The organism is Paenibacillus sp. UNC496MF (assembly GCF_900113915.1).
GTDB lineage: Bacteria > Bacillota > Bacilli > Paenibacillales > Paenibacillaceae > Paenibacillus_Z > Paenibacillus_Z artemisiicola.
In genome coordinates this window covers 157,975-182,457 of the sequence record NZ_FORE01000012.1, presented here as the reverse complement: position 1 = coordinate 182,457, position 24,483 = coordinate 157,975, and the positions used below count along the sequence as shown (strand labels likewise).

At 63.8% G+C, this 24,483-nt stretch carries 17 protein-coding genes and 1 pseudogene; 2 read left to right on the top strand and 16 right to left on the bottom strand.

What is annotated here, in order from left to right; all coding sequences use genetic code 11:
• Nucleotides 1-53 precede the first annotated feature (53 nt).
• Nucleotides 54-614, top strand: a complete 561-nt coding sequence (locus BMZ79_RS22135; protein ID WP_177222270.1) for a GNAT family N-acetyltransferase — start codon at nt 54-56, stop codon at nt 612-614.
• On the opposite strand, the gene BMZ79_RS35245 is transcribed toward BMZ79_RS22135, so the two are convergent.
• Nucleotides 587-715 carry a hypothetical protein gene (locus BMZ79_RS35245; RefSeq protein ID WP_256252969.1) on the bottom strand — a complete coding sequence of 43 codons (129 nt, stop codon included), beginning with the start codon at nt 713-715 and terminating at the stop codon, nt 587-589. The genes BMZ79_RS22135 and BMZ79_RS35245 overlap by 28 nt on opposite strands.
• Before the next feature lie 167 nt (nt 716-882).
• A complete protein-coding gene (locus tag BMZ79_RS22130) occupies nt 883-1,677 on the bottom strand; it encodes a phytanoyl-CoA dioxygenase family protein (protein WP_090643964.1) in 795 nt (264 codons plus the stop codon).
• 372 nt (nt 1,678-2,049) lie between these two features.
• Here BMZ79_RS22130 and BMZ79_RS35240 point away from each other — a divergent pair.
• A pseudogene (locus BMZ79_RS35240) lies at nt 2,050-2,262 on the top strand (ATP-binding protein); the annotation flags it as partial.
• A gap of 258 nt (nt 2,263-2,520) precedes the next feature.
• Here BMZ79_RS35240 and uvrA read toward each other — a convergent pair.
• The 14 genes from uvrA to BMZ79_RS22055 all read right to left on the bottom strand — a co-directional run bounded on the left by uvrA (nt 2,521) and on the right by BMZ79_RS22055 (nt 24,438).
• On the bottom strand, nt 2,521-5,445 hold the full coding sequence (uvrA, locus tag BMZ79_RS22120; RefSeq protein ID WP_090643961.1) for an excinuclease ABC subunit UvrA: 2,925 nt from the start codon (nt 5,443-5,445) through the stop codon (nt 2,521-2,523).
• Nucleotides 5,446-5,463: 18 nt separating this feature from the next.
• Nucleotides 5,464-6,402, bottom strand: coding sequence for a hypothetical protein (locus BMZ79_RS22115; RefSeq protein ID WP_143089034.1), 939 nt, complete (start codon nt 6,400-6,402; stop codon nt 5,464-5,466).
• Nucleotides 6,403-6,582: 180 nt separating this feature from the next.
• On the bottom strand, nt 6,583-7,578 hold the full coding sequence (locus BMZ79_RS22110) for a carbohydrate ABC transporter permease (protein ID WP_090643956.1): 996 nt from the start codon (nt 7,576-7,578) through the stop codon (nt 6,583-6,585).
• Between the two features lie 21 nt (nt 7,579-7,599).
• The gene (locus BMZ79_RS22105) at nt 7,600-8,469 is read right to left on the bottom strand and encodes a carbohydrate ABC transporter permease (protein ID WP_090643954.1); all 870 of its coding nucleotides are present in this window, start codon (nt 8,467-8,469) and stop codon (nt 7,600-7,602) included.
• Between the two features lie 3 nt (nt 8,470-8,472).
• A complete protein-coding gene (locus BMZ79_RS22100) occupies nt 8,473-10,758 on the bottom strand; it encodes a DUF5696 domain-containing protein (RefSeq protein WP_090643951.1) in 2,286 nt (761 codons plus the stop codon).
• A gap of 12 nt (nt 10,759-10,770) precedes the next feature.
• Nucleotides 10,771-11,418: a Yip1 family protein gene (locus BMZ79_RS22095; protein ID WP_177222269.1), complete on the bottom strand. Its 648-nt coding sequence runs from the start codon at nt 11,416-11,418 to the stop codon at nt 10,771-10,773.
• Complete coding sequence (locus tag BMZ79_RS22090) at nt 11,415-12,836, bottom strand: NHL repeat-containing protein (protein ID WP_090643946.1); 1,422 nt, start codon at nt 12,834-12,836, stop codon at nt 11,415-11,417. Before BMZ79_RS22090 ends, BMZ79_RS22095 begins: the two co-directional genes overlap by 4 nt.
• A 13-nt stretch (nt 12,837-12,849) precedes the next feature.
• A complete protein-coding gene (locus BMZ79_RS22085) occupies nt 12,850-13,713 on the bottom strand; it encodes a carbohydrate ABC transporter permease (protein WP_208851018.1) in 864 nt (287 codons plus the stop codon).
• Nucleotides 13,714-13,727: 14 nt separating this feature from the next.
• On the bottom strand, nt 13,728-14,681 hold the full coding sequence (locus tag BMZ79_RS22080; protein WP_090643943.1) for a carbohydrate ABC transporter permease: 954 nt from the start codon (nt 14,679-14,681) through the stop codon (nt 13,728-13,730).
• A gap of 24 nt (nt 14,682-14,705) precedes the next feature.
• On the bottom strand, nt 14,706-17,669 hold the full coding sequence (locus tag BMZ79_RS22075; protein ID WP_256252968.1) for an extracellular solute-binding protein: 2,964 nt from the start codon (nt 17,667-17,669) through the stop codon (nt 14,706-14,708).
• 112 nt (nt 17,670-17,781) lie between these two features.
• Nucleotides 17,782-19,233 carry an ABC transporter substrate-binding protein gene (locus BMZ79_RS22070; protein ID WP_090643938.1) on the bottom strand — a complete coding sequence of 484 codons (1,452 nt, stop codon included), beginning with the start codon at nt 19,231-19,233 and terminating at the stop codon, nt 17,782-17,784.
• Nucleotides 19,234-19,421: 188 nt separating this feature from the next.
• Nucleotides 19,422-20,837 (bottom strand): ABC transporter substrate-binding protein, encoded by a 1,416-nt coding sequence (locus BMZ79_RS22065; RefSeq protein ID WP_090643935.1) that lies wholly within the window; start codon nt 20,835-20,837, stop codon nt 19,422-19,424.
• A 67-nt stretch (nt 20,838-20,904) separates the two neighbouring features.
• Nucleotides 20,905-22,704, bottom strand: coding sequence for a cache domain-containing sensor histidine kinase (locus BMZ79_RS22060; RefSeq protein ID WP_090643932.1), 1,800 nt, complete (start codon nt 22,702-22,704; stop codon nt 20,905-20,907).
• A gap of 18 nt (nt 22,705-22,722) precedes the next feature.
• Nucleotides 22,723-24,438, bottom strand: a complete 1,716-nt coding sequence (locus BMZ79_RS22055) for a response regulator (protein ID WP_177222268.1) — start codon at nt 24,436-24,438, stop codon at nt 22,723-22,725.
• Nucleotides 24,439-24,483: the final 45 nt, after the last annotated feature.

Sequence of the window (24,483 nt, the reverse complement as noted above, 5' to 3'; positions counted from 1 at the left end):
ACCGCCTCCGATCAGCCATAATAGCGGTAAATTGCGGAAACGGAGGGTTGCCTATGAGCACGCGAATCGCGACGGCCGACGATGCGCCGCAAGTTATCCCGCTGCTGCTGGACGCGATCGGGACGATCGCCTATTGGCTGACGGGCGCTTCGGACGAAGCGGACGCGGCGGAGCGGCTGGCCGATTTTTTCAAGCGGCCAGGCAACCGGATCAGCTACGGGCATGTGCTCGTGGCGGAGCGGGACGGGCAGGTGGCCGGCATGCTCGTCGCGTACCCCGGCGACGATGCCGGGCGGCTGGACGAGCCGTACCTGGCGCGAATGCGGCGCGACTTCGGGGACGCCGAGCGCGTCATCGTCCGGGAAGCGCGGGACGGCGAGTACTATTTGGACGCGCTGGCGGTGGCGGAAGCCTTCCGCGGCCAAGGCGTCGCGAAGACGCTGATGGAAGTCGCCGAACGGCGGGCGGCGGAGCTCGGCTTCGGCCGCACGGCGCTCATCGTGGAGGCGGACAACGAGCGGGCGTACGGCATCTATGCGCGCGGCGGCTACGTCGAGGACGGCATGCTGCGCATCGGCGGGAGCGATTACCGGCGGATGGTGAAGCGGCTGTAGGTGCCGGCACCTCCGCGGCTCGCCTGGCTCCGCGCCGCGTCCCAGCCGAGCGTGCGCACGCACACCCGCACCTGCACGCAAATTCGCACGCTCCCTGCCACGCCCGCACGCACACCCGCACGCGCCCTGCCACGCCGCCCGCGCGCGCACCCGTCAGCCGCTCCTCGCCCCCGCCGCGCAGCCGCCAAACGCAAAAACGGACCGTCCCCAAGGACCGGTCCGTTCCCTTCACATCCGCGGGCCGCAGCCCCGCGCCGACAGCCGCGGATTACGCCAGCTTCGGCATCAAACCGCCCTGCAGCTTCGCGCCGGCCTCGAGCCCGAGACCGTCCGTGATAACGTGGCCCGCGCCGCTGTACGTCGTGCCGTCTTCCATGAAGACGATCGCGAGCGCCCGGCGCGGACGGTCCGTCATGTTGGCATGCGCGTAATGAAACGTCATGCCGTCGTGGAACGTGCAGCTGCCCGCTTTCATCCGGCAGATGACCGCGGTGTTGCGGTCGACGACGTCCTTCGCGCCCTCCTGCTCGAAAATGTCCTCCGGCGTCACCAGGCTGACGCCTTTCAGGTTGCGGATGCGCTGCGATTTCGGCACGAACATCATGCAGCCGTTATGCTCGTCGACGTCGTCGAGCGCGACCCAAATCGAGAACGCGTTTTGCGGCTTCATCTCGTTCATCGGCCAGTACGGCCGGTCTTGGTGCCACGGCGTCGACTTGGAGTCGCCCGGCATCTTGAGCAGCGCGTGGTCGTGGAAGAGCCGCACGCCCGCGAAGCCTGTCAGCTGCTTGCCGAGATCGGCGAACCGCTCGCCGAGCACGAACCGCGCCATGCCGCCGTGATCGCGCCATGTGTTGACGCGCTGGTTCAGCACCTTGTAATACGCGCCGCCGGCCTTGTCGGTCTGCACGCCGCGCCCGCCTTCGCCGTACATCGTCTCGTCCATGTATTGCCGCAGCTCCGCCAGCTCCTCCGGCGACAGCACGTCGTCGATTTGCACGAAGCCGTTTTCCCGGTAAAACGCCACCTGCTCGGCGGTCAGCCGTCGATTCGCTCTCAACATGTCCCTCAATCCCCTTTGCGTTCGGATACCTTCACTGTACACCCGAAGCGCGCGGGCCTTCTTGGACGATACGCGGAAAAACACGGACGATCTGCCAAAGTTGAAAACGCTATCCCGTCACCGCCCGCCGCTCGCCCGCCAGCTCGAGGAGGTACGGGAGCAGCGCGTCTCGCAGTTCCTCCCGCTGCAGGCCGATCTCGATGATCGCCTTCATGTAGCCGATCTAGTCGCCGATGGAGGGGTCATGAGGCATCTCGCTCCTTTGCTCCGGTAATCGGGCCGCGGGCGCCGAAGACCCAGAATCGGCTGCCCGCGTAATTGAATCAGCATGCCGGCGCGCGAGCGAAACGTCCAGCTGCGGTTCAGCAGATAGCTGTTCAGCATGCCGCAGCCGAGCTCGCCGTGCGCGACAACGGCGCGGGCATCGGCGCGGAACACCTGCCCCGCCTGTTCGAGCGGTTCTACCGCAGCGACGCCTCGCGCGCCCGCAAGTACGGCGGCTCCGGCCTCGGCCTCGCGATCACGAAGTCGATCGCCGTGGCGAGCGCGCCCGGCGAAGGCAGCGCCTTTACGGTCCGGCTGCCGATGCAGCCGGGCCGCCGGTCCGGCGCATGCCGGCCACCCTGCCGTGAACCGATGCAATTCGCGCCGTGCTCGCCGGCCCAAGCGCCGGCTTCGCCTCTCGGATGCGTCGGGCGAGAAGCCCTAAACGCAAAATAAAGGAGCCCCGCAAACACGCGGGGCTCCTTTTCCGCTTACTGGTTTGATATTAGCTTTGATTCTAGCTTTTCCGGCATTCATTCTAGCTTTAACCCGTTTAATTTAACCCTTCGATTCCACCATTCAAGCGTTCGTCCGCGCGAGCGGCTCCGTCCAATACCGGTTGTCCGCGGCCAGCACGGCCCTCAAAAACGTCCCCGTATGCGACGCGTCCGACGCCGCCACCTGCTCCGGCGTCCCCTGCGCGACGACCGTGCCGCCGTCCCTGCCGCCGTCCGGCCCCATGTCGATGACGTAATCGGCGACTTTGACGACGTCCAGATGATGCTCGATGACCAGGACCGAATGGCCGTTGTCCACCAGCTGGTTCAGGCAGTCGATCAGCTTCTGGATATCGTGCAGATGCAAGCCGGTCGTCGGCTCGTCGAGGATATACAGGTTATGCGAGCCGCGCTTCAGCTTGCCGATCTCGGTCGCCAGCTTGATCCGCTGCGCCTCGCCGCCCGAGAGCGTCGCGGACGATTGGCCGAGCTTGAGGTACCCCAGCCCCAGCTGGAGCAGCACGTTCAATTTGTGCACGACGAGCGGCTGGTCGCCGAAGAAGGACGCCGCCTCTTCGATGCTCATGTCGAGCACCTGCGCGATGTTCTTCCCGCGCAGCGCGACCTCCAGCACCTCGCCGTTGAACCGCGCCCCTTTGCAGGACGGGCACACCGCTTCGACGTCGGGCATGAATTGCAGCGGCGTCGTGACGACGCCTTCGCCCTGGCAATGCTCGCACCGGCCGCTCTTCTGGTTGAAGCTGAATTCGGACTTGCCGATGCCGCGCGCGGCGGCCTCCTCCGTGTCCGCGAAGAGCTCGCGGATCCGGTCGAAGAACCCGGCGTACGTCGCCGGATTGGAGCGCGCGCTCCGGCCGATCGGCGATTGATCGATGTTGATGACGCCCGTCAGGTGCTCGGCGCCTTCGATCGCGTCGTGCTCGCCCGGCACGATGCGGTGGTCGTAAAACCGGGCCGACAGCTGCTTGAACAGCACTTCGTTGATGAGCGTGCTCTTGCCGGAGCCGGATACGCCGGTGACGCAGGTCATGACGCCGAGCGGGATGTCGACGCTGACATGGCGCAGATTGTTCGCTCGCGCGCCCAGGATGCGGAGGGACGGGCCCGAGAGCGCGCGCCTGCCGGAAGGCACCTCGATTCGCCGGGCGCCGGACAGGAAGGCGCCGGTCAGCGAATCGCCCGCTTGCCGCAGCTGCGCCGCCGTGCCCTGCGCGATGACGCGCCCGCCCCGCTCGCCGGGTCCCGGCCCGATCTCGATAATATGGTCCGCGCTGAGCATGGTTTCGATATCATGCTCCACGACGATGATCGTGTTGCCGATATCGCGCAGCTTCTGGAGCGTCTGCACGATCCGCCTGCCGTCCCGGGCGTGCAGCCCGATGCTCGGCTCGTCCAGCACGTAGAGCATCCCCATGAGGCCGGAGCTGATCTGCGTGGACAGGCGGATGCGCTGCGCCTCGCCGCCCGAGATCGTATCGGAGCGGCGGCCCAAGTTCAAGTATTCGAGTCCGATGTCGATCAGCAGGCCCAGCCTCGAACGGATTTCGGCGACGATTTGCCCGGCTGCCTGCCGCTTCGCTTCCGGAAACGCGGCCTCGGCCAGCAAGGCCTGCAGCTCCTTCAGCGGCACGCTGCACAGCTCGTGGATATCCCTGCCGCCGATGCGGACGCAGAACCGTTGGGGCTTCAGCTTCTTCCCGTCGCAGTCCGGACACGCGTGCTCCGCCATCACCCGCTTGAAGAAGTCGTTGTCCCCGAGGCCGCTGCCGCCGCGCCGCGTCACGTGCTGCTTGTACCACCGGTTCACCTCGTGCACGAGTCCGCCGTATTTTCGAAGCTTGCCGGCCTGGCTATGGGCATGGCGCGGATGATCGTCCGTCACGACGATCGGAAACGATTCGCCCCGGGTCCCGTGGAACAACCGGTCGACGAAGTCCTCCGGCAGCTCGCAAAACGGCGTGTCCATGCTTTGCCCGTAGTGCAGGAACAAGCTGTGGAACAGCATGCCGCGATACGATTTCTTCGTGCTCGGACCGTAGAGGTTGTGATCGAGCGCGCCCTTGGCGACGCTCTTCTCCGGGCTCTTGACCAGGAACCGCTTCTCGGTCCGCATGTAGGTCCCGATTCCGCCGCAGGTCCGGCACGCGCTGCCCGGGTCGTTGAAGGAGAAGTACGACGGATGCAGCTCGCCGATCGCGAGATGATGGGCCGGACAGCCGAAGTCCCGGTAGAACGCGTCCATGTCGGCCGGCTTGCCGTCGCCCGGGCGCGCGATTTCGAACCGGATGAAGCCTTCGCCGACCAGCTCCAGGCTGTTCTCGATCGTTTTGGCCAGCGACTTGAAGAGCGACGGCGCGACGACGACTTGATCGACGATGACCTCCATCCGGTACTCCGTCTCCTCGTCCAGCTCGATCGGGTCGCTCAGGTTGCGGGTCTCGCCGTCGATGCGCACGTAGCGGAAGCCCTTGCCCCGGATCTCGTCGAACAGCGTCGCGTAATCTTCGTCGTACAGCTTGAAGACGGGCGCGAGCACCTCGAGCTCCGTCCCCGCGGGCAAGGTCAGCACGTGGTCGATCATCTGCTGCACCGTCTTCGCCGCGATCGGATGCCCGCAGAAGGGACAATGCGCTTCGCCCGACGACGCGAACAGCAGACGGAGAAAATCGTACACGTCCGTCATCGTCCCCACCGTGGAGCGCGGGTTCGCGCTGCCCTTCTTCTGCTCGATCGCGATGACCGGCGACAAGCCGAACACGAAATCGACGTCCGGCTTCTTCAGCTGGCTCATCCGGCTCTTGGCGAACGTGGACAGCGATTCGAGGAAGCGGCGCTGCCCTTCGCCGTAGATGACTTCAAAGGCGAGCGACGACTTGCCGGAGCCGCTGACGCCCGTAATGACCGTCAGTTGATCGCGGGGAATGTCGACGTCGATGTTCTTCAAATTGTTTTGCCGGGCGCCTCTTACTTCGATCTTCGTTTTCATCGCGCAGCAGCCGCTCCTTTACCGGACGTTCCCGTCCGCATCTTCGAGCATGTAAGCCGGTTCTTCCAAGCGCACCCTGCTCTTGGGCGTCGCCTTCGCTTCGGCGGGGAACGGCGCCAGATGCCCGCGCTCCGCGAGCCAGCGGCAGGCCGGCTCCAGCGTTGCCGCGTCCAGCCGGACGACCGTCCCCAGCTTGTCCGCCATCTCGGAGAGCGACCGGACATCCCGCTCCTGCCTCAAATAATCGAGCACCGGGCGGAAGAGCTCCAACTCCCGCTCCTCCACGAACCGGACGATCCGATCGAGCGCCGTCCGCGCTTTCGCAGGGTCCACGGATCCGCCGACGAGCCCCTCGTATACGTCCCGGAAGAAAGCCGGATTCAGCGCGGACGCCTGCTGCACGGCCTCGCGCATCGGCACCTCGCCGTGCCGGACGACTTCGATTTGGGCGAGCGTGTCGATCAGCTTGATCATCCAGAACGCGCTGTACAACGCGTCTTCCTTGACGTACAGCCACTTCTCCGCTTTCGCGAGCCCGCCGAGCGCGAAGCAGCCCAGCTGCAGCAGCCGATGCTGCCGGTCCCGCTCGCCGACGTGGCGGATAGTCGCGAAGACGGCCTCCAGCGACGGATCCTTCGTGAACAGGATCTTCCCCCGCAGCAGATAGGAATGCTCGAACGAGGCGGACGCCGATTTCTCCACCCACCGTTTGAATTCGTCGCGGGTCTGGATGCCCGCGTTAATGGCGATGCCGTTCTCGGTGAAGCACATAAAGGACCGCGTTAACTTCTGATCGTGCACGATCAGCTTCATGTCGATATCGGACTTCTCCCATACCCGGTCGTAAGAGAGACTTCCGAGCAGTATCGCCGCGATGACCTGCTCGTCGTCCCGGACCTTCCGCACGAAGGCTTCCAGCGCCTCCGCGTACCGGGCCTCGATTCCGGATCGATCCATGCGCATGCTCCTCCTCTCGCCGCCTTGCGCCGCCTTGTGCCGCTTTCCTCCCTGGCGGCGCGGCATTTCGTTCTCCGTGGAGTATTCGCCGGCTCCGCGGCCTTTCCTGCCGCGCATGGCCCGCTACGCAAAAACCGCCGCGGGCGGCGGCGGTCTTTCGCGAAGCTGAACGTAACCTTCTTATTCCACCAAGCCGGAGCGCTCCACGCCTTGAATGAAATACCGCTGCAGGAACAAATACACGAGCAGCATCGGCACGAGCGAGACGAACGTGGCGGCCATGACCACCGGCAGGCTGAATACCTCGAATTTGCTGCCCGTCAGCTGGTCCAGCGACTGGTAGAGCCGCGGCAGCATCATCGGGAGCGTGAATTTCTCCTCGCTCGTCAGGTAGATCGACGGCTCGAAGTAGTCGTTCCAGTGCCACACGAGCGACAGCAGCGTCGTGACGACGATGGCCGGCGGCGTCAGCGGCAGGATGATCTTCCAGTAGACGCGGAAGCTGCCGCAGCCGTCCACCCGCGCGGCGTCCTCCAGCTCCCACGGCAAGCCGCGGAACAGCTGGCGGAAGATGAAGATGAAGAGCGCCCCGCGCAGCCCGTTGCCGAAGAAGGACGGGATGATGAGCGGCAGCACGCTGTCGATCCAGCCGATCGTCTTGTACTGCATGAACAGCGGCACGATGATCGTCTGCGGCGGCACGATCATCGTGAACATGCAGAGCACGAACAGCGTCTCGCGTCCCGGAAACTTGATCCGCGAGAAGCCGTAGGCGATGAACGAGCAGGACAGCACCTGCCCGATCACGCTCAGGACGGCGATCAGCGCCGAGCTTTTGAAGTGCGTCCAGAACTGGAGCCCTTGCATGCCGTAATAGAAATTTTCCCAGGCGAGGCTCGTCGGAATCCATTTGATCGTGAAATCCATCAAATCCGCGGGCTGCTTGAGCGAGGTCGTGACCATGTAAATGAACGGATACAAAAAGACGAACGCCAGGTCGATCAGAATCAGGTAGACGAACAGGCGGTAGATGAATCCGATCCAGCGGCTCTTGCTGCCGAACCGGCTGACGAGCACGCTGTTCCGGATCGCCGCGGCCCTGCCGCGGGTCTTCTCCGGCACGGCCACGCGCGCGGTCGAGGCCGTCTTCGTCTTCGCTACGGGGATCGACTTCATGCTGGGGCACCTCCTTGCGGCTTATTTTTCACCCGTGTAGACGATCAAGCGCCGGGTCGACACGAAGACGAGCACGAGCAGCAGGAAGATGAACAGGAAGTAGATCCAGCCCATGCTCGAGGCATAGCCCATCTGGATGTTGGTGAAGGCGGTGTCCTTGATGTACACCATCATCCGGTTGTTGATGTCCGTGAAGGAATCCACGAACGTATAAACGGTATTGAGCAGGATGATCGGCGTCATGAGCGGGAGCGTGATCTTCCAGAACATCTCCCATTCCGTCGCCCCGTCGCATCTCGCCGACTCGTACAGCGAGACCGAGATGCCCTGCAGGCCGGCCAGGAAGAGCAGGATCTGCACGCCGGTCTTCCAGAAGATGATCGTCAGCCGGCTCAGCATGTCGAAGACGATCTGCGAGAACGTCGGGCCCATGTAGAGGAACACCTCGTCGGGGACGCCGATGCCGTTGACCAGCGTATCCTTCCCGACTCCGGCGTACAGCAGCTGCTGCATCGCAAGGCCCGAGCCGATCAGCACCGGCAGGAAGAACGCGGCGCGGAAGAACGCCCGTCCGCGGATGTTATGGTTCAGCAGGATCGAGATGATCAGCGAGAACACGAGAATGAGCGGCGTGTTGATCAGCGCGTCCTGGATGACCGAGATGAACAGCGGGATGAACTTCGTGTCCAGCACGAACGCGTTGTTGAAGTTGCCCCAGCCCACGGCTTTCAGCTGAAAATCGCCGACGCCCTCGACCTCGTGGAAGCTGAGCCACAGGGAATACACGAGCGGATACAGCATGAACAGCGCGAAGCCGAGCGCCCACGGCGCGATATAGACGTAACCCGCGAGCATTTTCTTGCGCTCGAGCCCGATTCCTTTGCCTCTCACGGCTTACCCTCCCTTCGGCACGACGATGAAGTTTTTGCCCGGCACGACGTTGCCGTCCTCCGTGCGGGCCTCGGCGGACGCGTAGTTGACGATGACGCGGGTGCCGTCCTCGTAACCGACCTCGTACAGGTCCTTCGCCAGCTTCCGGTGCGACGTCATCGCTTGCGACCAAACCGTCCGCAGCTTCTCGTTCATTTCCTTGTACCGCTCGATCGCCTGCGGCGCCCAGCTCTTGTAGTCGGAGCTGAACAGATCGCTGTAATACGTGTCCTTCAAATCATCGGCATTGTTCATCGTGAATTGGTAATACGGCATGTAGCCGTATTCCACCATCTTGAGATATTGCAGCTGCGGATCGTAGAACAGGTTCTGCGGGTCCCCGGAATACGGGATGAGCCCGTGCACGACCATCTGGTACAGCGGGATCGTCTCGTCGGTGAAGAAGTAGCCGCTGTCCTCCATCGGAATGCCGAACAGGCGCGACGAGTATTTCAAGGTGTAGCCGTTGCCGCCGATCGAGGCCGCGCCGCCGAACTGCTTCGCGGACTTCGCCATCATCTCCGTCCAATGCGCGGCCGTCCCTTCCCGCGTCGACGGATAATCCTTGTTGTAATCGTAGTAATCCTGGTAGCCGATGCCGTCGAAGTTGATCCCGGAGATCGGCAGCTTGCCCAGCGGATCCAGCACGTTGGACTGGAAATGCCGGTTCTGCTTGCCGGCGCTCAGAAGGAACGTCTCGCTGTACCGGTCGGTCGCGGCGAAATGGTTCGCCCCGACGACGACGTCGCCCCGCGTGGAGAACCCGTCGACGCCTTTAAAGGCATCCACGTAGTCGTCCTGCAGGTACAGCTGAATGCCCTGCTTCTTCGCGTAGTCGCCCAGCGCCTTCAGCCCGCTCATGCCGCCGAGCTTCGAAGACGGCTCGTTCCCGGACGGGTAGGCCAGGTAGCCTTTGTCCGTCCAGCCGAGCAGGTTCGCGGAGATCGCGCCGACGCCCTGCTTGCGGAGTTCCTCCATGATCCCCTTCGCTTCGTCGTAGTTCGTCGTCGCGATGAACCGGTCGAACAGGATCCGGTTCTCCTTGATGCCCATCAGCAGATCCAGCCCGAACGGAACGGGATCGCCCTTCTTGATCCGCGGCTGGACGCCTTCCTCGTTCACGAGGTAATTCCGGTACGCGGCGGCCATGTGCCCGTAATCCGCGTCGTCCCCGCTCAGGAAGACGTAGCGGACCGTATGGTCTTCGCGGAGCAGGTTCTTCTCCGGCTTCTTCGCCAGGTTGCCGTCCTTCTTGACCGCTTCGTACTCCCGGCGGTACACGAGCTCCGAGGCGACGCGGTTCAGGTTGATCAGATAGCCGCTCGGCGAGAACAGAATCCGCGCGTCGTACTCGCCCTTCGTGATCATGCCGAGGAAGGCGTTGTCGCCCACCTTCTGCCCGAAGATCGGCAGCATGGCGTTCATGTCCCGGCTGAAGCTGTTGAAATTGATCATATCCGGCCCGTACACGCTCGCCCGGTACGGATTCAAGTATTCGGGGTGAATGGTCTTGAACGTCGACAGCGCCCCGGAGCCGTCCGGATAGACCGAATAGCCTTTGTCGTGATCCGTCGCGGCGCCGAAGAACGGCAGCGGCGAGATCGCCATCAGCCAGTTGTTCTCGGATTCCTTCACCGACTGCCCCGGCACCGTCACTTCGAGGGCGTCGTCCTTCAGCCGGAATTGCATCTCGAAGCCGATGCCGAGCCGTTCCAGCTCGTAGCTCACCGACACTCCGTCTTCCAGCGGCGTCGCCTTCATCTTGGGCTTCTCCAGCGCGGAGTTCGTCTCCTGCGTCTCGAGCGCCGGCAGACGGGGATCCGTGAAGGTCAGGTGGAAGATCGATTGGCTGCTCGCCGTCCACAGCTCGTTGCCTTCGGCGTTCACCTCGCCCAGCGGAACCGCCGATTTCCAGAGGTGGCCGTTGCGCTTATCCTTGACCGCGATGGCGGAGTCCGAAGCGCGGAACATCAGCTCGAGGCGGTCGGTCTCCGCGACCTTCTCGTACGGATCCTGGTTCGGCGCCTGCGCGTCGCCGGACGGCGCGTCCGCCGGCGGCGCCGCATCCGCGGCATCGCCGCCCGCCTCCGCGTCGTCCGTCGCTTCGGCCGCGTCCGCCGTCGCCGGCTTCAACTCCTGCTGCGCCCGGGTCACGGCCCGCTGGATGGAAGGCAGCGCCAGGAGAACGAGCCCGGCGAGAACGACGGCGACGGTCGCGTAATAGAGCCAGCGTTTGGCTTTCGTCGACATGGGTTCCCCTCCTCAGTTCTCCAAGAGATAGCGGGCCTCTACGATGACCTCGCGCACGAATTGCAGCACATGGTTCGTCAGGGCGAACGTCAGCCCCACCGTGCCCCAGAAGATCAGGAAGGCGACGATGGTGAGCAGCATGACCCCGACCGACTTCTTGAAGGTGTAGTCGTTCAGCACCTTCAGCTGAATGAAGATCAAGAGGGCGACCCACGCCCAGATGATCGTACTGATGCTGTTGTACAGCCCGAGCTCGCCCCGCGACATGATCGTCGAGAGCGCGGCGAGCGGGATCGAGAACACGACGTAAGGAATGAGCGCGTACGACATCGCCGTGAAGATTTGGCTGAAGTGCGCCTCGCCGTCCATGATGGCCGTGATCAGGTAGCACGCGATGACGCCGGACACGAGCGGCACCACGAAACGGATGATTTCCAGGTTCAGGTCCGCGTTCTCGGGCTGCAGGGACGTCATGTGGAAGCTCGTCATGTAGATCGTCACGATCCGGACGGCCAGCGTCAGCAGGATAATGACGCACGCCGCGATCAGATTGCGCGTCTTCTGCAGTTCCTCGAAGCCGTCCGCGGGATGGAAGAGAATGGCGATGCCGAGCCGCACCGCGTGCAGCCCGGGCGCTTTCGCCGCCGCCGTCTTGTTCAATAGCCGTACCTCCTTATGACGGTGTTCGTGACGCGGATCAGCCCTTTGACCAGCAGGTAGGCCGCGTACACGATCAGCGCCGCGGCGACGATCAGCCATCCCAGGTACTTGCGCATCATCTCATGCCGGTACTCGGCGAACGCCTTGGAATAACCGTCCTGATCCTCGCCCAGCTTGAATTCCTTCATCGCGTCCTTCCACTTCTCTTCCTTCATCAGCGCCTTCGCCACGCCGCGGTGCGCGAGCGGATAGTTCTCGTCGATCGCGAGCACCTGCTTCCACGGCCCGAGCGCCTCCTGGTACCGGCCGTTGTAATGCAGCTGGCTGGCCTGATGAATGAGATCCGCGAAGCGCGTCGGCTTGAAGATCTGGATATTGCCCCGGTCCCGATCCAGCACGTATACCTTGCCCGTCTTGTCGGTCACGATGCTGATCGGGTATTCGAACCGGCTCTTCACGTCGCCCTGGCCCCCGAACACGGCCAGCAGGTTGCCCTCCTGGTCGTACTGGTAGATCTTGCGGGACATCGCGTCGAGCGCGTTGATGACGCCGAATTGATCGACCGCCAGATCGACGAAATACGGCTGCTCCAGCGTCCCGCTCTCGATGGACGACTGGCCGAAGGCGGCCTTCTTGTAGATGTTCTCGCCCATGGCGTTGAACTTCTTGATCTGGTCCGCGTCGATGAGCACGGTCGGGGTGTAGATGAACCCCTTCTCGTCGAGCGTCAGATTCGCGTTTTGCGGCGGCACCGCGTTGTTCAGCTGCTCCCGCTGCTCCGGCGTCGCCAGCACCCGGATCAGCAGCTTCTTCCAGTCGAACGGGACGCGGTTCGCGCCGATGTAGCCGCGGAACCGGTTCATCGCGTCGATCATCATGAAGCCGCTGAAGTCGTTCTTGTTCAGCACGTAGATGTAGCCGCGGCGGTCGAGAATGACCTTGTCCGGGGCGAACTCCAGGTCCGGGCTCAGCAGGCTCGATTCCGGTTTGACGAACTCCTCGATCAGCTTCCCGTCCGGCCCGAGGTGGATGACCTTCCCGCTGCCCGTATCCGCGACGAACATATCGCCCGTCTCGTCGACGAAGATGCCGTTCGGCTTGTTCAGCTTGACGCCCTGCTCCTTGCCGAAGATGCCGAGCACCTTCCCGTCGCCGCTCAGCTTGACGATCCGGTTGTTGTCCGTATCCGCGACGTAGAGGTTGCCGCTGCCGTCGATGAACAGGTCGTTCGGCTTGTTCAGGCCCGGCTCGCCGACGTCCAGCACGACGGTGTCGACCGTGTAGGTCAGCGGAATCGGAATGCGGTACCCGTACATGGGATCGATCGTGTACGACATTTGCGGGAGGGCGTAGGCGGGAAGCCCGCCGGCCAGCAGCAGCAGACAGCCGAGGACGACCGCCGCGATTCGTTTGTGCATCCTGTCCGTCCCCCTAAGATTTGATCCCCGAATGGACCATCGTATTCATGATAAGCCGCTGAAACAGCATGAAGATCAGAATCGGCGGCAGCGTGACGAGGAACGTGCCGGCGGCGAGCGCCCCCGACCGCGCCACGACGCCCGGCCCGCCGGCCAGCGTCTGGATGGCCAGCGGCAGCGTCTTCATCGTCTCGCTCGTCGTGAACACGAGCGCCGAGAAGTAATCGTTCCAGTTGCCGATGAAGGAGAAGATGATCAGCGTCGCCCACGCCGGCTTGCTCACCGCCATGATGACCCGCCAGAAAATCTTCCATTCCGAGGCGCCGTCGATGTAGGCCGCTTCGATGAGCGCGTCCGGAATCTGATCGAAGAACTGCTTCATCAGGAAGATGTTGAACGCGACGGCGATCTTCGGCAGGATGAGCGCCCAGTAGGTGTTCACGAGGCCGAGGCTGGAGACGATCATGTAGGTCGGAATTTGCGTGACCTGCGGCGCGAACATCAGCGCGGACAGGATGAAGGTGAAGATCAGGCCGGCTCCCGGCGGTTTGAATTTGGACAGCACGTACGCGCCGAGGCTGCAGACGAACAGGCTGGCCGCCACGATCGAGCCGGAGACGAACAGGCTGTTGAAGATATACCGCGTGAACGGCACGACCGAGCTGTCCGTCGCCGTCAGCAGATCGAAGAAGCTGCGCAGCGTCGGCTTCTGGACGAAGAACGTCGGCGGATACAGGAACAGCTCGTCGAGCGGCTTGAACGCCGTCGACACCATGTAGACGATCGGCAGCGCAGTGAAGCCGACCAGCGCGATCATGAACGCGTACAGCAACCCCCGATTGAAGCGGGCGACAAATTTCGTATAGTTGAACGTCACGTCCTTTGGCCCCCTTATAGATCTTTGGACGACAGCAGCTTCATTACGATGCGTCCCAAGCCGAACGTCAGGAAGAACAGGAATACCGCGATCGCCGACGCGTAGCCGAGCTCGAACCGAATGAAGGCGTAGTCGAACAAGTGAGAAATGATCGTATGCCCCGCGTAGTTGGGGCTCGGCATGCCGGAGATCGCCACGGCGATGTCGAACACCCCGAACGCCCCGACGATGGAGTTGACCGCGCCGAACAGCAGCTGCGGCTTCATCAGGGGCAGCGTGACGTACCACAGCTCCTGGAACTTGCTCGAGATGCCGTCGATCGCGCCGGCCTCGTACAGCTCGGGCGACACGTTCTGCAAGCCCGCGAGGAAGACCAGGAAGCCCGTGCCCATGCTCATCCAGAGCGATACGATGATGATGACCGGCATGATCGTGTCGGGGTCGGTCGTCCATAGAATCGGCTCGCTGATCATGCCCCAGCTCAGCAGCCAGTTGTTCAGCAGGCCGTACCGGTCCCCGGAGAAAATGTACAGCCAAACGATGGACAGCGCGATGCCGCTCGTGATCGACGGCACGTAGAAGGCCAGCGAGAACAGCATCTTCGCCCGCAGCGAGTTGATGACCCACGCGAGCAGGAACGACAGGCAGTAGCTTAACGGGCCGCCGATCACGGCGAACACGAACGTGTTCTTGATCGACTTGAGGAAGATGTCGTCCTCCAGGAACAGCACGCTGTAGTTGGACAGGCCGACCCACTTGGCCGGCTGCAGCATATTGTAATAAGTGAAGCTCAAGTACACGGACTGCACGACCGGTACGACGGTAAAGACGATGAAGAGAATGAGGAAGGGACTGAGAAACAAGTACCCGAGCGCCGCCTTCCTCCCCGCCTGCGACAATTTGAACCGCCTTGCCTTCTCGGCCGACAGCTGAAGCGGGTTGTTCGCGACTTCCACGCTGCTATTCATGTGCCGCTCCTCCTTCCGCGAAATCTAATCCGGGGCGAACCCGAATTCCTTTTGCTTCGCCGCCAGCTCTTTGTTGATATCCTTGATGCCCTGCTCCAGCGATTCGCGCACGTTCGTCCCGCCCAGCACGACGCGGTTCCAGGCGTTGTCGATATTCCGCGACGTGAAGTACCCGCCGAGCACGTACGGCTGCTCCTTGTAATACTTCCATTGGTCGGTGAGCGCCTTCAGGTCGTCCTCCGGCCACGGCAGCTGCGTGAACGCTTCGACGTTGGCCGTGTTCCACCGGGCTTCGACGCCGAGCAGCGCTTCCAGCTCCTGGCCGAACTGCACCTGGCTCTCCGTGCTGGTCCACCATTTCAGGAATTCCCAGGCTTCCTTCTGGTGCTGCGACTGCTTGAAGATCGCCACGGACTGCACGTTGCCGCCGGCGGTCCGGTCGATCGAGCCGTCCGCCTTCTTATGCCCCGGCGACGGCGCTACGCCCCAGCGGCCCACGAGCTCGGGCGCGGCGGTCGACAGCTGCACGTACGTCAGGTAATCGGCGATCCCGACCGGCATCTCCCCGGTGCGGAACCGGTTGAAGAAGTTGGCGTTGACCGGGAATTTATAGTTCGTGTACAGCTCCGTCCATTCCGTGAACGCCTTGAACGCCTCCGGCGAATCCAAGCCCGACTTGCGGCCGCCGTCCTTGTAGAACTCGCCGCCGTTCTGGTAGAGGAACGGCATGAAGCCGAGCGACGTCGGCGGGTAGTACATCTGCATCCCGTTCTGCTGCAGCACCGGCAGCAGCGCGTACGCGTCGTCCCACGTCTGCGGCACGTTGACGCCGAGCTCGCCGAGGACGTCCTTGCGGTACACCAGGACGTTGAAATCCTGCGTCTCCGGCAGGGCGTAATTGCCGCCGTTGTACTGGAACGGGATCAGCGCGCCCTGGAGGAACCGCTTGCTGACCTCCTGGTAGTCCGGGAACTGCGACAGGTCGACGGCGGCGTCCCGAATCGCGAATTCGACCGGCAGGTGCGCGTCGACGCCGGTGGCCACGTCCGGCGCTTTGCCGGAGCTGGCCGCGAGCAGCAGCGTGTTGACGGAGCCCGAGTTCAGCTGGCCGGCGGGGAGCGTGTTGACGTTGATGCGGATGCCCGTCTCCGGCGTGAACTCCTCCTCCGCCATCTCCTTCATGATCTCCGCCCATTCCTTGCCCCGCGATACCCAGACTTCCAGTACCGGGCCTTCGCCCTCCCCGGCGTCGGACGCGGTCTTGCCGTCCTTGCCGTAGACGCTGCCGACGCCCGTGTAATCCTTCGTGAAGGACGCCGCGAAATTCTTCAGCGTGCTGACCGACTTCTGCCACATGTTCGACTTGACCTTCGGATCGCGCGAATCCGGCGCGCCGATCAGCACGTAATCGAGCACGAGCGGCACGTTCTGCAGGCCCGTCAGCAGCGTGCTGAGCGACGTCTGGCTGTTGCTCAGCTCGGAGAGCTGCCGGGGGATGCTGTCGGGATTGGCGACCATCCGCTCGAACGTATGGTTCATCATCCGGAGGCTGCTGACCGTGCTGGGATCCTTCTTCGACAGTCCCCGCAGGGCGTTCATCTGCACCGCCAGGTCGTCGGCGATCGCCTTCAGGTCCGTGACGAGCTCCGGCACCTTCTTCCCGAGCTCGTATTCGAAGTTCGGGTCCGGCGTCGGGCCCGTCACCATGATGATGCGCCGGTACAGGTCGGACAGCTTCTGCGTATCCGCCGTCAGCGCCTCGGCGACCGCCTGGTACGGCCCGACCTCGGCGACGAGCGTGATCGCGTGCGCGCCCGCCTTCAGCGGCACGAGCATCGGCTCCTCCTTGCCCGTTCCGGGATCGGTCGTATGCAGCGTCTCCAGCTGCCAGCTGCGGGAATAGCCGAACGGATACAGCTCCATTTCCTTGTACGGCACCCGGCCGTCGATCAGGATCTGACGGTAGGACGGCAGTCCGTCGCCCCACCATTGCCCGACCTTGAGGCCGATCTTGTACAGGCCGTCCTTCGGCACCTCGAACGTCCACGTCGCCTTCTGGCCGCCCTTCCGCCAGCGCCAATCGCCGAAAGCGTTCAGCCGGATGCGGCCGTTGCTCGCCGGCTCCATCAGCGGATCGCCGTTCGCTTCCCGGCGGATCGTCGGGTCGGACTTGTTCGGGTTGTTCTCGGCCTGCACTTTCACGCTGACGTCTTCGGCCGGCGCGAAGCCCTGGCCTTCGAAGGTCTGCTTCGCCTCCGCGTAGCCGGGCGTCGTCGCCGGCGACGTCAGCGCCAGCCGGCCGATCGCCATCGTCTCCGCCAGGAAATTCATGCGGAAGACGTGCTTGCCCGCCGTCAGATGGAATTGGAACGGCTCCGGATACAGCCCGTTGCCGTCGGCGATCGGCTGCTCCATCCAAAGCGGCTGCTCCACCTGCTTCGGCCGGACGTCGTCGCCCTGGTTGTTCTTCTCGGGTTCTCCCCGGTCGACCCAGTTGCGGAAGAAATACAGGCGCTGCGCCTCGCGGAACGGGCTCTTGCCGTCGATCAGCAGGTCGCGCTGCATCGGCAGCCGCTTGCCCGCCAATGGATAATAGCGCGCGCTCAGGTTATACAGTCCGTCCTCCGGGACCTCGGCCGTCCACTCGATCCAGGTCGTCGCCTTGTCCCACACCAGCGCGGCTTGGCCGTCCACCGTGTCCGTCGCCGGCTTCGCGCCGCCGAACGCCGTGTAGCGGCCCGCGTCGATGACGATGTCCGGCTGCGAAGCCGGCTTCAGCCCCTGCTCGCGGTACCCGGCCAGCGCGCTGGCGTAGTTCGGCTCCAGGATCGCGTCGATGGACAGGTCGCCCGCGTCTCCCAGCGGCACGCCCTGGTTCGTGTTGCGGTCCCGCAGCCGCTCGCTGGCGTACGAGCGGGCGTGATCGCCGCACACGGTCGTGATGACGAGGCAGGCGAGCGTGAACAGTACGACTCTCTTCCCCTTCAATGCCTGTTTCCATAGCCGGTTCAAGCGCTTCACCTCGTTTGTCGTTCGTTTCGGGCAGGACGCGCAGGACAAGGAAGGGAGCGGCGCCTTCCCGCCCCCTTCCTGCGCATCGCTATTTGGCCTGCAGCTTCTTCAGCTCCGCGTCCACGTTCTTCTTGACCTCGTCCAGCAGCTTCTTCGGCTCGCCCTTGCCGTTCAGCGCGAGATCCTGCACGCGGAACGTTTCGTCCCACATCTTCTGGCCGGCCGGCGTGACGGGGCGGAAGTGCGCCGACGGCATCATATCGACGAATACTTTGAGCTGCGGATTCTCCGTGATCTTGATTTCCTCGTTGACCTTCGGCATCGCCGTAATGTCGTTGCCCGCGTTCGGGCGCTTCGCCCAGAGCAGCGTGCCTTTGTAGCCCGCGATGAATTTCAGCAGCTCCCACGCTTCCTGCTGGTGCTTGCCGCCCTTCGGCAGCGTGAAGGAGAAGCCGCCGGCCCACGTCGTCTGCGGGTAGCCGTCCGCGGACGGCATCGGCGTGACGCCCCATTCGAAGGTCGGCTTGACCTTCGCGTTGCTCTTCAGGTCGTTCAGGATCCAGTTGCCGTCGACCATGAAGCCGACTTTGCCGGTCCAGAACGGGTTGATGCCGGTCTTGCCCATGACGTCGTTGAACTTGTTGATTTGGGCCATGTCGTACTTCTTGGCGTAGCCCGCCATCCATTCGAGCGCCTTCACGATTTGCGGGTCGTTCGGCGTCAATTCCCCGTCCTTCGTCCATTCGCCGCCGAAGTTCCAGCTTTGCGTGTACAGGTAGCTCTGGCCCATCCACGGGATGAAGCCCACCTGCTCGTAGCCGCCGCTCGTCGATTTCTTGAACATCTTCTCCGCCATCGCGTCCAGCTCGTCGATCGTCTTCGGCGGCGTGTTCGCGTCGAGGCCCGCTTCCTTCATCAGCGTCTTGTTGTAATAGAGGCCGCGGTTGTCCGTGCCCCACGGCAGGGCGTAGACTTGGTCGTTGTAGGTCGTTTCCGCCCACACGCCGGGGTAGTAATCGTTGGAGCTGACTTCGCTGTCCATCTCCAGGAACGGCGTCAGGCTTTCCAGCGAGCCCTTCGCCGCCCAGGACCCGGTCAGGAAGCGGTCGAGAATGGCGACGTCGGGCGGCGTGCCGCCGGCGATGAGCGTGGTCAGCTTATCCGTGCCGCCTTGGTCGGGAATGTACTTGATCTTGATGTTCGGGTGCTGCTTCTCGAACTCGCTCAGGACGAGCTTCGTGAAATCGGTCTGGAACGTGCCGCTCCAGCCCCATAGGCTGAGCGTGACCTGCTCGCCCGTGCTTTTGCCGGCGCCGTCGTCCGCCGCTTCCGCGTTGGCCGCCTTCCCGCCGTTCGCGCCCCCGGCGTTATCCGCCTTCGCCCCGTTGCCGCTGCCGTTGCCGCCGCCGTTGTCGGACGCGTCCGAACCGCCGCCCGATGCCCCGCAGCCCGTCAATGCCAGACTGACCGCCAGCACCGCCGCGAAAATCTTGATCCTTGCCGGCTTTCCATGCAAGATGCCGCTGTTCCCGACTGCCATCCGCAAGCCCCCTCGACCAGTAAAATTGAAATCGCTTACCTTTACCAAGTGTAGCGGCAATTCGTTCGCGCGGTAACGGGAGCGGCTTTAGGTTTGGTGTAGTATTTTGACCAAGATGGAAGCCGCGGCAAAAAACCGCCCCCGGGTCATGACCATGACCGGGAGCGGCTCTTCAAGCGGACCTTTATTTATTCATGCTTGGCGTCGCCGAGCGGGCCGCCGGAGCCGGATCCGCCTTCCTCCACGCCGGAGAGCCTCGCGTCAAGACGCTTCTTCACGTCGTCGAGCAAGGCCTGCGGCTCTCCTTGCCCCTTGACGGCCAGGTTCTGCGCGCGGACGAGCTCGTCCCACATATAGCCGCCCACGGGCGTCACCGGCCGGATGCGGGCATGCTTCAGCAGCTTGACGAACACGTTCAGCGGCTCCTGCTTGTCGAGGCCCAGCTGCGCGTTCACTTCCGGGATGCACGTCAGGTCGTTCTTGCCCGCCGCCCGCCCGGCCCACAGCAGCGAGCCTTCCTTGCCCGCGACGAAGCGCATGAAGCGCCAGGCCTGTTCCCGGTGCTTCGCGCCCTTCGGCATGACGAACGACCAGCCGCCGGCCCAGGACACCCGGGATCCGCCGTCGATCGTCGGCATCGGCGCCACGCCCCACTCGAAATTCGCCGACGCGATGTCGTTCAGCAGCCAATTGCCTTCGATCGCGAAGCCGACCCTGCCGGACAGGAACGGATTGAGATTGGCCTGCCGAAGCTCGTCCGCGAAGGCGGCCAGCTTCCCGGCGCCGTATTTCTTGCCGTAGCCCTGCATCCACTCCAGCGCCTTCACGTTGCGGGGGTCATTGGGCGTCAGCTTCCCGCCGCGTTCCCATTCTCCGCCGAACGCCCAGCCGTACGTGTACAGAAACCCTTGCGCCTGCCACGGAATGAAGCCGACCTGATCGAACTTCCCCACGGCGCCCGTCTTGAACATGCGCGCCGCCATGGCGTCCAGCTCGGCGATGGTCCGCGGCGGCTTCCCGGGATCGAGCCCCGCCTGCTTCATCAGCGTCTTGTTATAGAACATCGCCCGGGCGTCGACGTTCCACGGGAGCGCGTACGTCCTTCCGGCGTATTGCGTCTCCGACCAGACGCCGGGGTAGTAGATCCCGGCCATCCCGTCTGCGCGCGCCTCCTCCGTCACGTCCTCCAGCGCGTCCTTGGCCGCCCATTCGCTGACGATGAACCGGTCGACCATCGCGACGTCCGGCCCCGAGCCGCCCGCGACGGCGGTCAGCAGCTTCTCCGAGGACTGCGAATTGTTCGAATTCTCCACGAAGGACAGCTCGACCTTGATGTCGGGGTTCGCGTCCTCGAACGGCTTGACGACCGTGTCGTAGAACTCCTGCTTGAATCCGCCGCCCCACGGAAACCAAAAGCTGATCGTCACCGGGCCGCCGCTTCCGTTCGCGCCTTCCTCCGAAGGCGTCGCGTCCGCCGGCAAGCCCGCCGCCGAGCCGCCGTACAGTCCCTTGTCGCACGCTTCCAGCAGCAGTCCGGCCGCGAAGAGAACCAGCAGCAGAAGCAGCATCGCCGCCTTGCCGCGCGTCAACAGCTTCTTCACCATCGTATCCCTCCTTCGTAGCGACCCGCGTTCCCGGCCGCGCCTCCGCCGTTCTTCCCGCTTGGGCGCGTCAGCCCGTCCGCTTGGCCGGACTGTCCGTCAAGAGCGGAATCGTCAAGACGACGCTGGTGCCTTGTCCGTAGCTGCTGTCGATCTCGATGCCGTATTGCGCCCCGTAGGCGATCCGGATCTGGGCGTTGATGTTGCGCAGCGCGAAGTGGCTGCCCTGGATGTCCGCGTCGCCGCGCAGCAGGCGCCGCAGCTCGGCGAGCTTCTCCGGCGTCATGCCCTGCCCGTCGTCGACGACCTTGAACTTCAGGCAGCCGTCCTCGCGGAGAAACGAGACGTCGAGCCGCCCTTTCCCCGGCTTCTTCTCCAGCCCGTGATAGATGGCGTTCTCGACGAGCGGCTGGAAGATCGACTTCAGCACCCGGTAATCGGCCAGCGACTCGTCCGCGTGCAGGTGAAGCGAGAACTTGTCCCGGTAGCGGATCTTCTGGATCAGAATATAGCTGTCGATCAGCTGCACGATCTGGCCGATATGGACCTCGTCCATGCCCTCGCTCAGGCTGAGCCGCAAATATTTGGACAGGCCGAACACCATCGTGCTGATGTCGTCCACCTTATGGATGCGGGCGATCCAATGCACGGAGTCGAGCGTGTTGTACAGGAAGTGGGCGTTGATCTGGGAGCCGAGCATCTTCAGCTGCAGCTCCTGCTCCAGCAGCTTCTGCACGTACAGCTCGTTGATCAGCGCCTTGATGCGGGCGACCATGTCGTTGAAGTGCAGGAACAAGTAGCCGAATTCGTCTTCGCGCTTGCCCTCGATGCGCGCGTCGAAGTCGCCGTTCTTGGCTTTGCGCATGGCGCGGATCATCCGGTGCAGCGGCCGGTGCACCGAGGAGGCGATCAGCACGGCGAGCAGAATCCCGATCGACAGGCAGAACACGCCGAGCGTCACCATGTACCAGCGGATATTGCGCGCTTCCTTGTCCAGGTCCGTGCCCCGCATCATGCCGACGAGCGTCCAGTCCGCGGCGTCCAGCCGGTCGTAGACGAAGAGCTTCTTCTCCCCGCTCACGGTGCGGCTGAACATGCCCTGATGCGAACGGTTCGCGGGCATGTCGAACTGGATCGCGTTCAGGATGCCGTCCTTGTCGCCCACGATGCCGCCGTCCTTGTCGATCAGGATGTTGATGCCCGAGCCGTCGTAGTCGATTTCCGACAGCAGGCTCGTGATCTCCTTGGCATCCATCTCGTACAGCAGCACGCCGACGATCTCGCCGTTATCGACGTCCCGCTCGGCCCGGCCGAAGGAGAAGACGGGCGTGGCGTCCTCTTCGCGGATCATGGATTGCCCGATGCCGAAATAAACCAGCCCGCCGTCGGCCTCGCGGATGCGCTGGTACCAGGAGGTATTGGAGAAGTCGGACGCGTACGGATTGTAGACCGGAAGGGAGTCCCGCGGCGAATACCGGAAGGAAACGCCCCGCTCGCCGAGCAGGTAAATATTGACGATGTCGTTCCGGGCGTTGATCAGATTGGCGAGAAACGCGGCGTTGGCATTGTTCGTTTCGATCCGGTCGAGCTCGCTGCCGAACCGCCGGGCGAGCTGCCGCTGGACGTCCCGGCTGCCGAGCACGAGCATCGAGCGCTCGGCGTAGCCCTTCAGGATCGCGTCGATCCGCTTGCTCATTTGCTGCACGTTTTGCAGCGCCATCCCGCCGACCTTGGATTCGATGATGTCCGCGGATTTGTCGTAGGACAGGTAGCCCATGACGGTGATGATGACCAGCATGCTGACCACGTAGAAGCCGAACACCTTGACGCCGACCGAAGCGAAATTGGACCTCCGGAAGATCTTCAGCATGATGCGTCCCCCCGCTTCTTAAGCGCCGTAGTTGCGAAATTGGGCGGGGGTCATCCCTTCCCATTCCTTGAAGGTTTTCACGAAGTGCCGGAAATCCTTGTAGCCGACGAGGTCCGCGATCTCGTACACTTTCAGCGGCGTCTGCTCGAGCAGCTCCTTGGCCTTCGACATCCGCATCCGAATGAGATACTTGCTGAGCGGCTCCCCGACTTCCGCGTGGAACATCCGGCTGAAGTACGAGGGATTCAAATAGATGGCTTCGGCCACGTCGCCCAGGCTGATGCCCCGGTGGAAGTTGTCGTGGATGTAGCGCAGCGCCTTGTCGATGGCGCGCTTCGTCGACGGACCGGCGGCCGCTTCCCCGGCGCGATGCGGAAGAAACGCCGCCAGAACCGTCGCCTTCCAATCCTGCAGCGGGCAGCGGTACAGCTGCAGCTTGAGCAGGCGCAAGGCCTCGTCGGACTTGCAGTGCTCCCGCCACTTCGAGAGCAGCAGGTCGATGAACAGGTTCAGCTCGCTGCGGACGCTCATGGCGGGGCAATGCTTCGCCGACTCCCGGAGCCGCTCCAGCTGTTCGTCCAGCAGGGCCGCGAGCCGGCAGCCGTCCGAGAGCTGCAGGGCATGGATCATCCGGTTGGACAAGGACGTATCGAGCAGCTCCGTCCGGTTCGCGGCTTGAACGGGCTCGTCGCGCGGCGCTTCCGGCTCCTTGGGCGCGGCCGCCTGCGCCTCGCCTTTGCGGCAATCGGAGCCGCCGCCGTTCGCGCCGCAGCGACCGGCGGGCGCGAGCCCGCCGTCGGCCGCCGCAAAGACGCGGTCGCCGCCGTGCACGAAATAGCCCATGTTGTTCGTAAGCGCCTCCCTAAAGGCGGTGGAAAGCTGTCTGCGGTCGACCGTCCCGCTGGCGCCGATGCTGATGCGGATCCCCAGCACCTGCTGCGCCCGCAGCGCGGCCCGTTCGGCGCCCCGCCGCACGGCGGCGCATTCCCCGGGCGAGGCCGCCGCGCCGGGATCGGCCAAGACCGCCGCGTCCGCGTACGCATGCTCCTGCAGCGGGCAAGCGAGGGCGCGTCCGCCTTCCTCGGCGAGCGTCTCCTCCATGAGCTTCCCCAGGGCATAGCGCATGAGCGCGCAGCCCTGCTCGCTCAGCCCGCGCTCGCCCCAATCGTGGACGACCGCGGACAGGACGACGAGCCGGTCGGGATTCAAATCGATGTCGAGCGCCCGCCAGATCGGCTGCAGCTCATGCTCGGCCATCGGCCGGGACAAGCACAGCTCCAGATGTTTCTGCCTCGCCAGCGGGACGCTCTCCCGGGCCAGCTCCGTCAGCTTCGTGAGCCGCGAGGACAGCTTGCGCTTTTGCAGGATTTCGGCGGTGCAGCGGTCGATGATGCGAAGCAGCACGTCTTCTTCGATCGGCTTCAGCATGTAGTCGAACGCGCCCAGCTGGACGGCCCGCTGCGCATAGGCGAAGTCGCTGAAGCCGCTGATCAGGATCACCTTCGCGTCGATGCCCTGCCGCTTCGCCTCCTCCATGAGCGCCATCCCGTCCATGCCGGGCATCCGGATATCCGACAGGATGATATCGGGCGCTTCCGAAGCGGCCAGCTCCAGCGCCTGCTTCCCGTTCTCGGCTTCGCCGATCAGGCGGATGCCGTGCGCCGGCCAATCCACGGTCTGCTTCAACCCTTCCCGGATCCAGAGCTCGTCGTCGACAATCATCAGTTTCAGCATAGCCATCGCTCCTTCGCGCTTCCGCTTGTCGTTATCGTCCGCTTT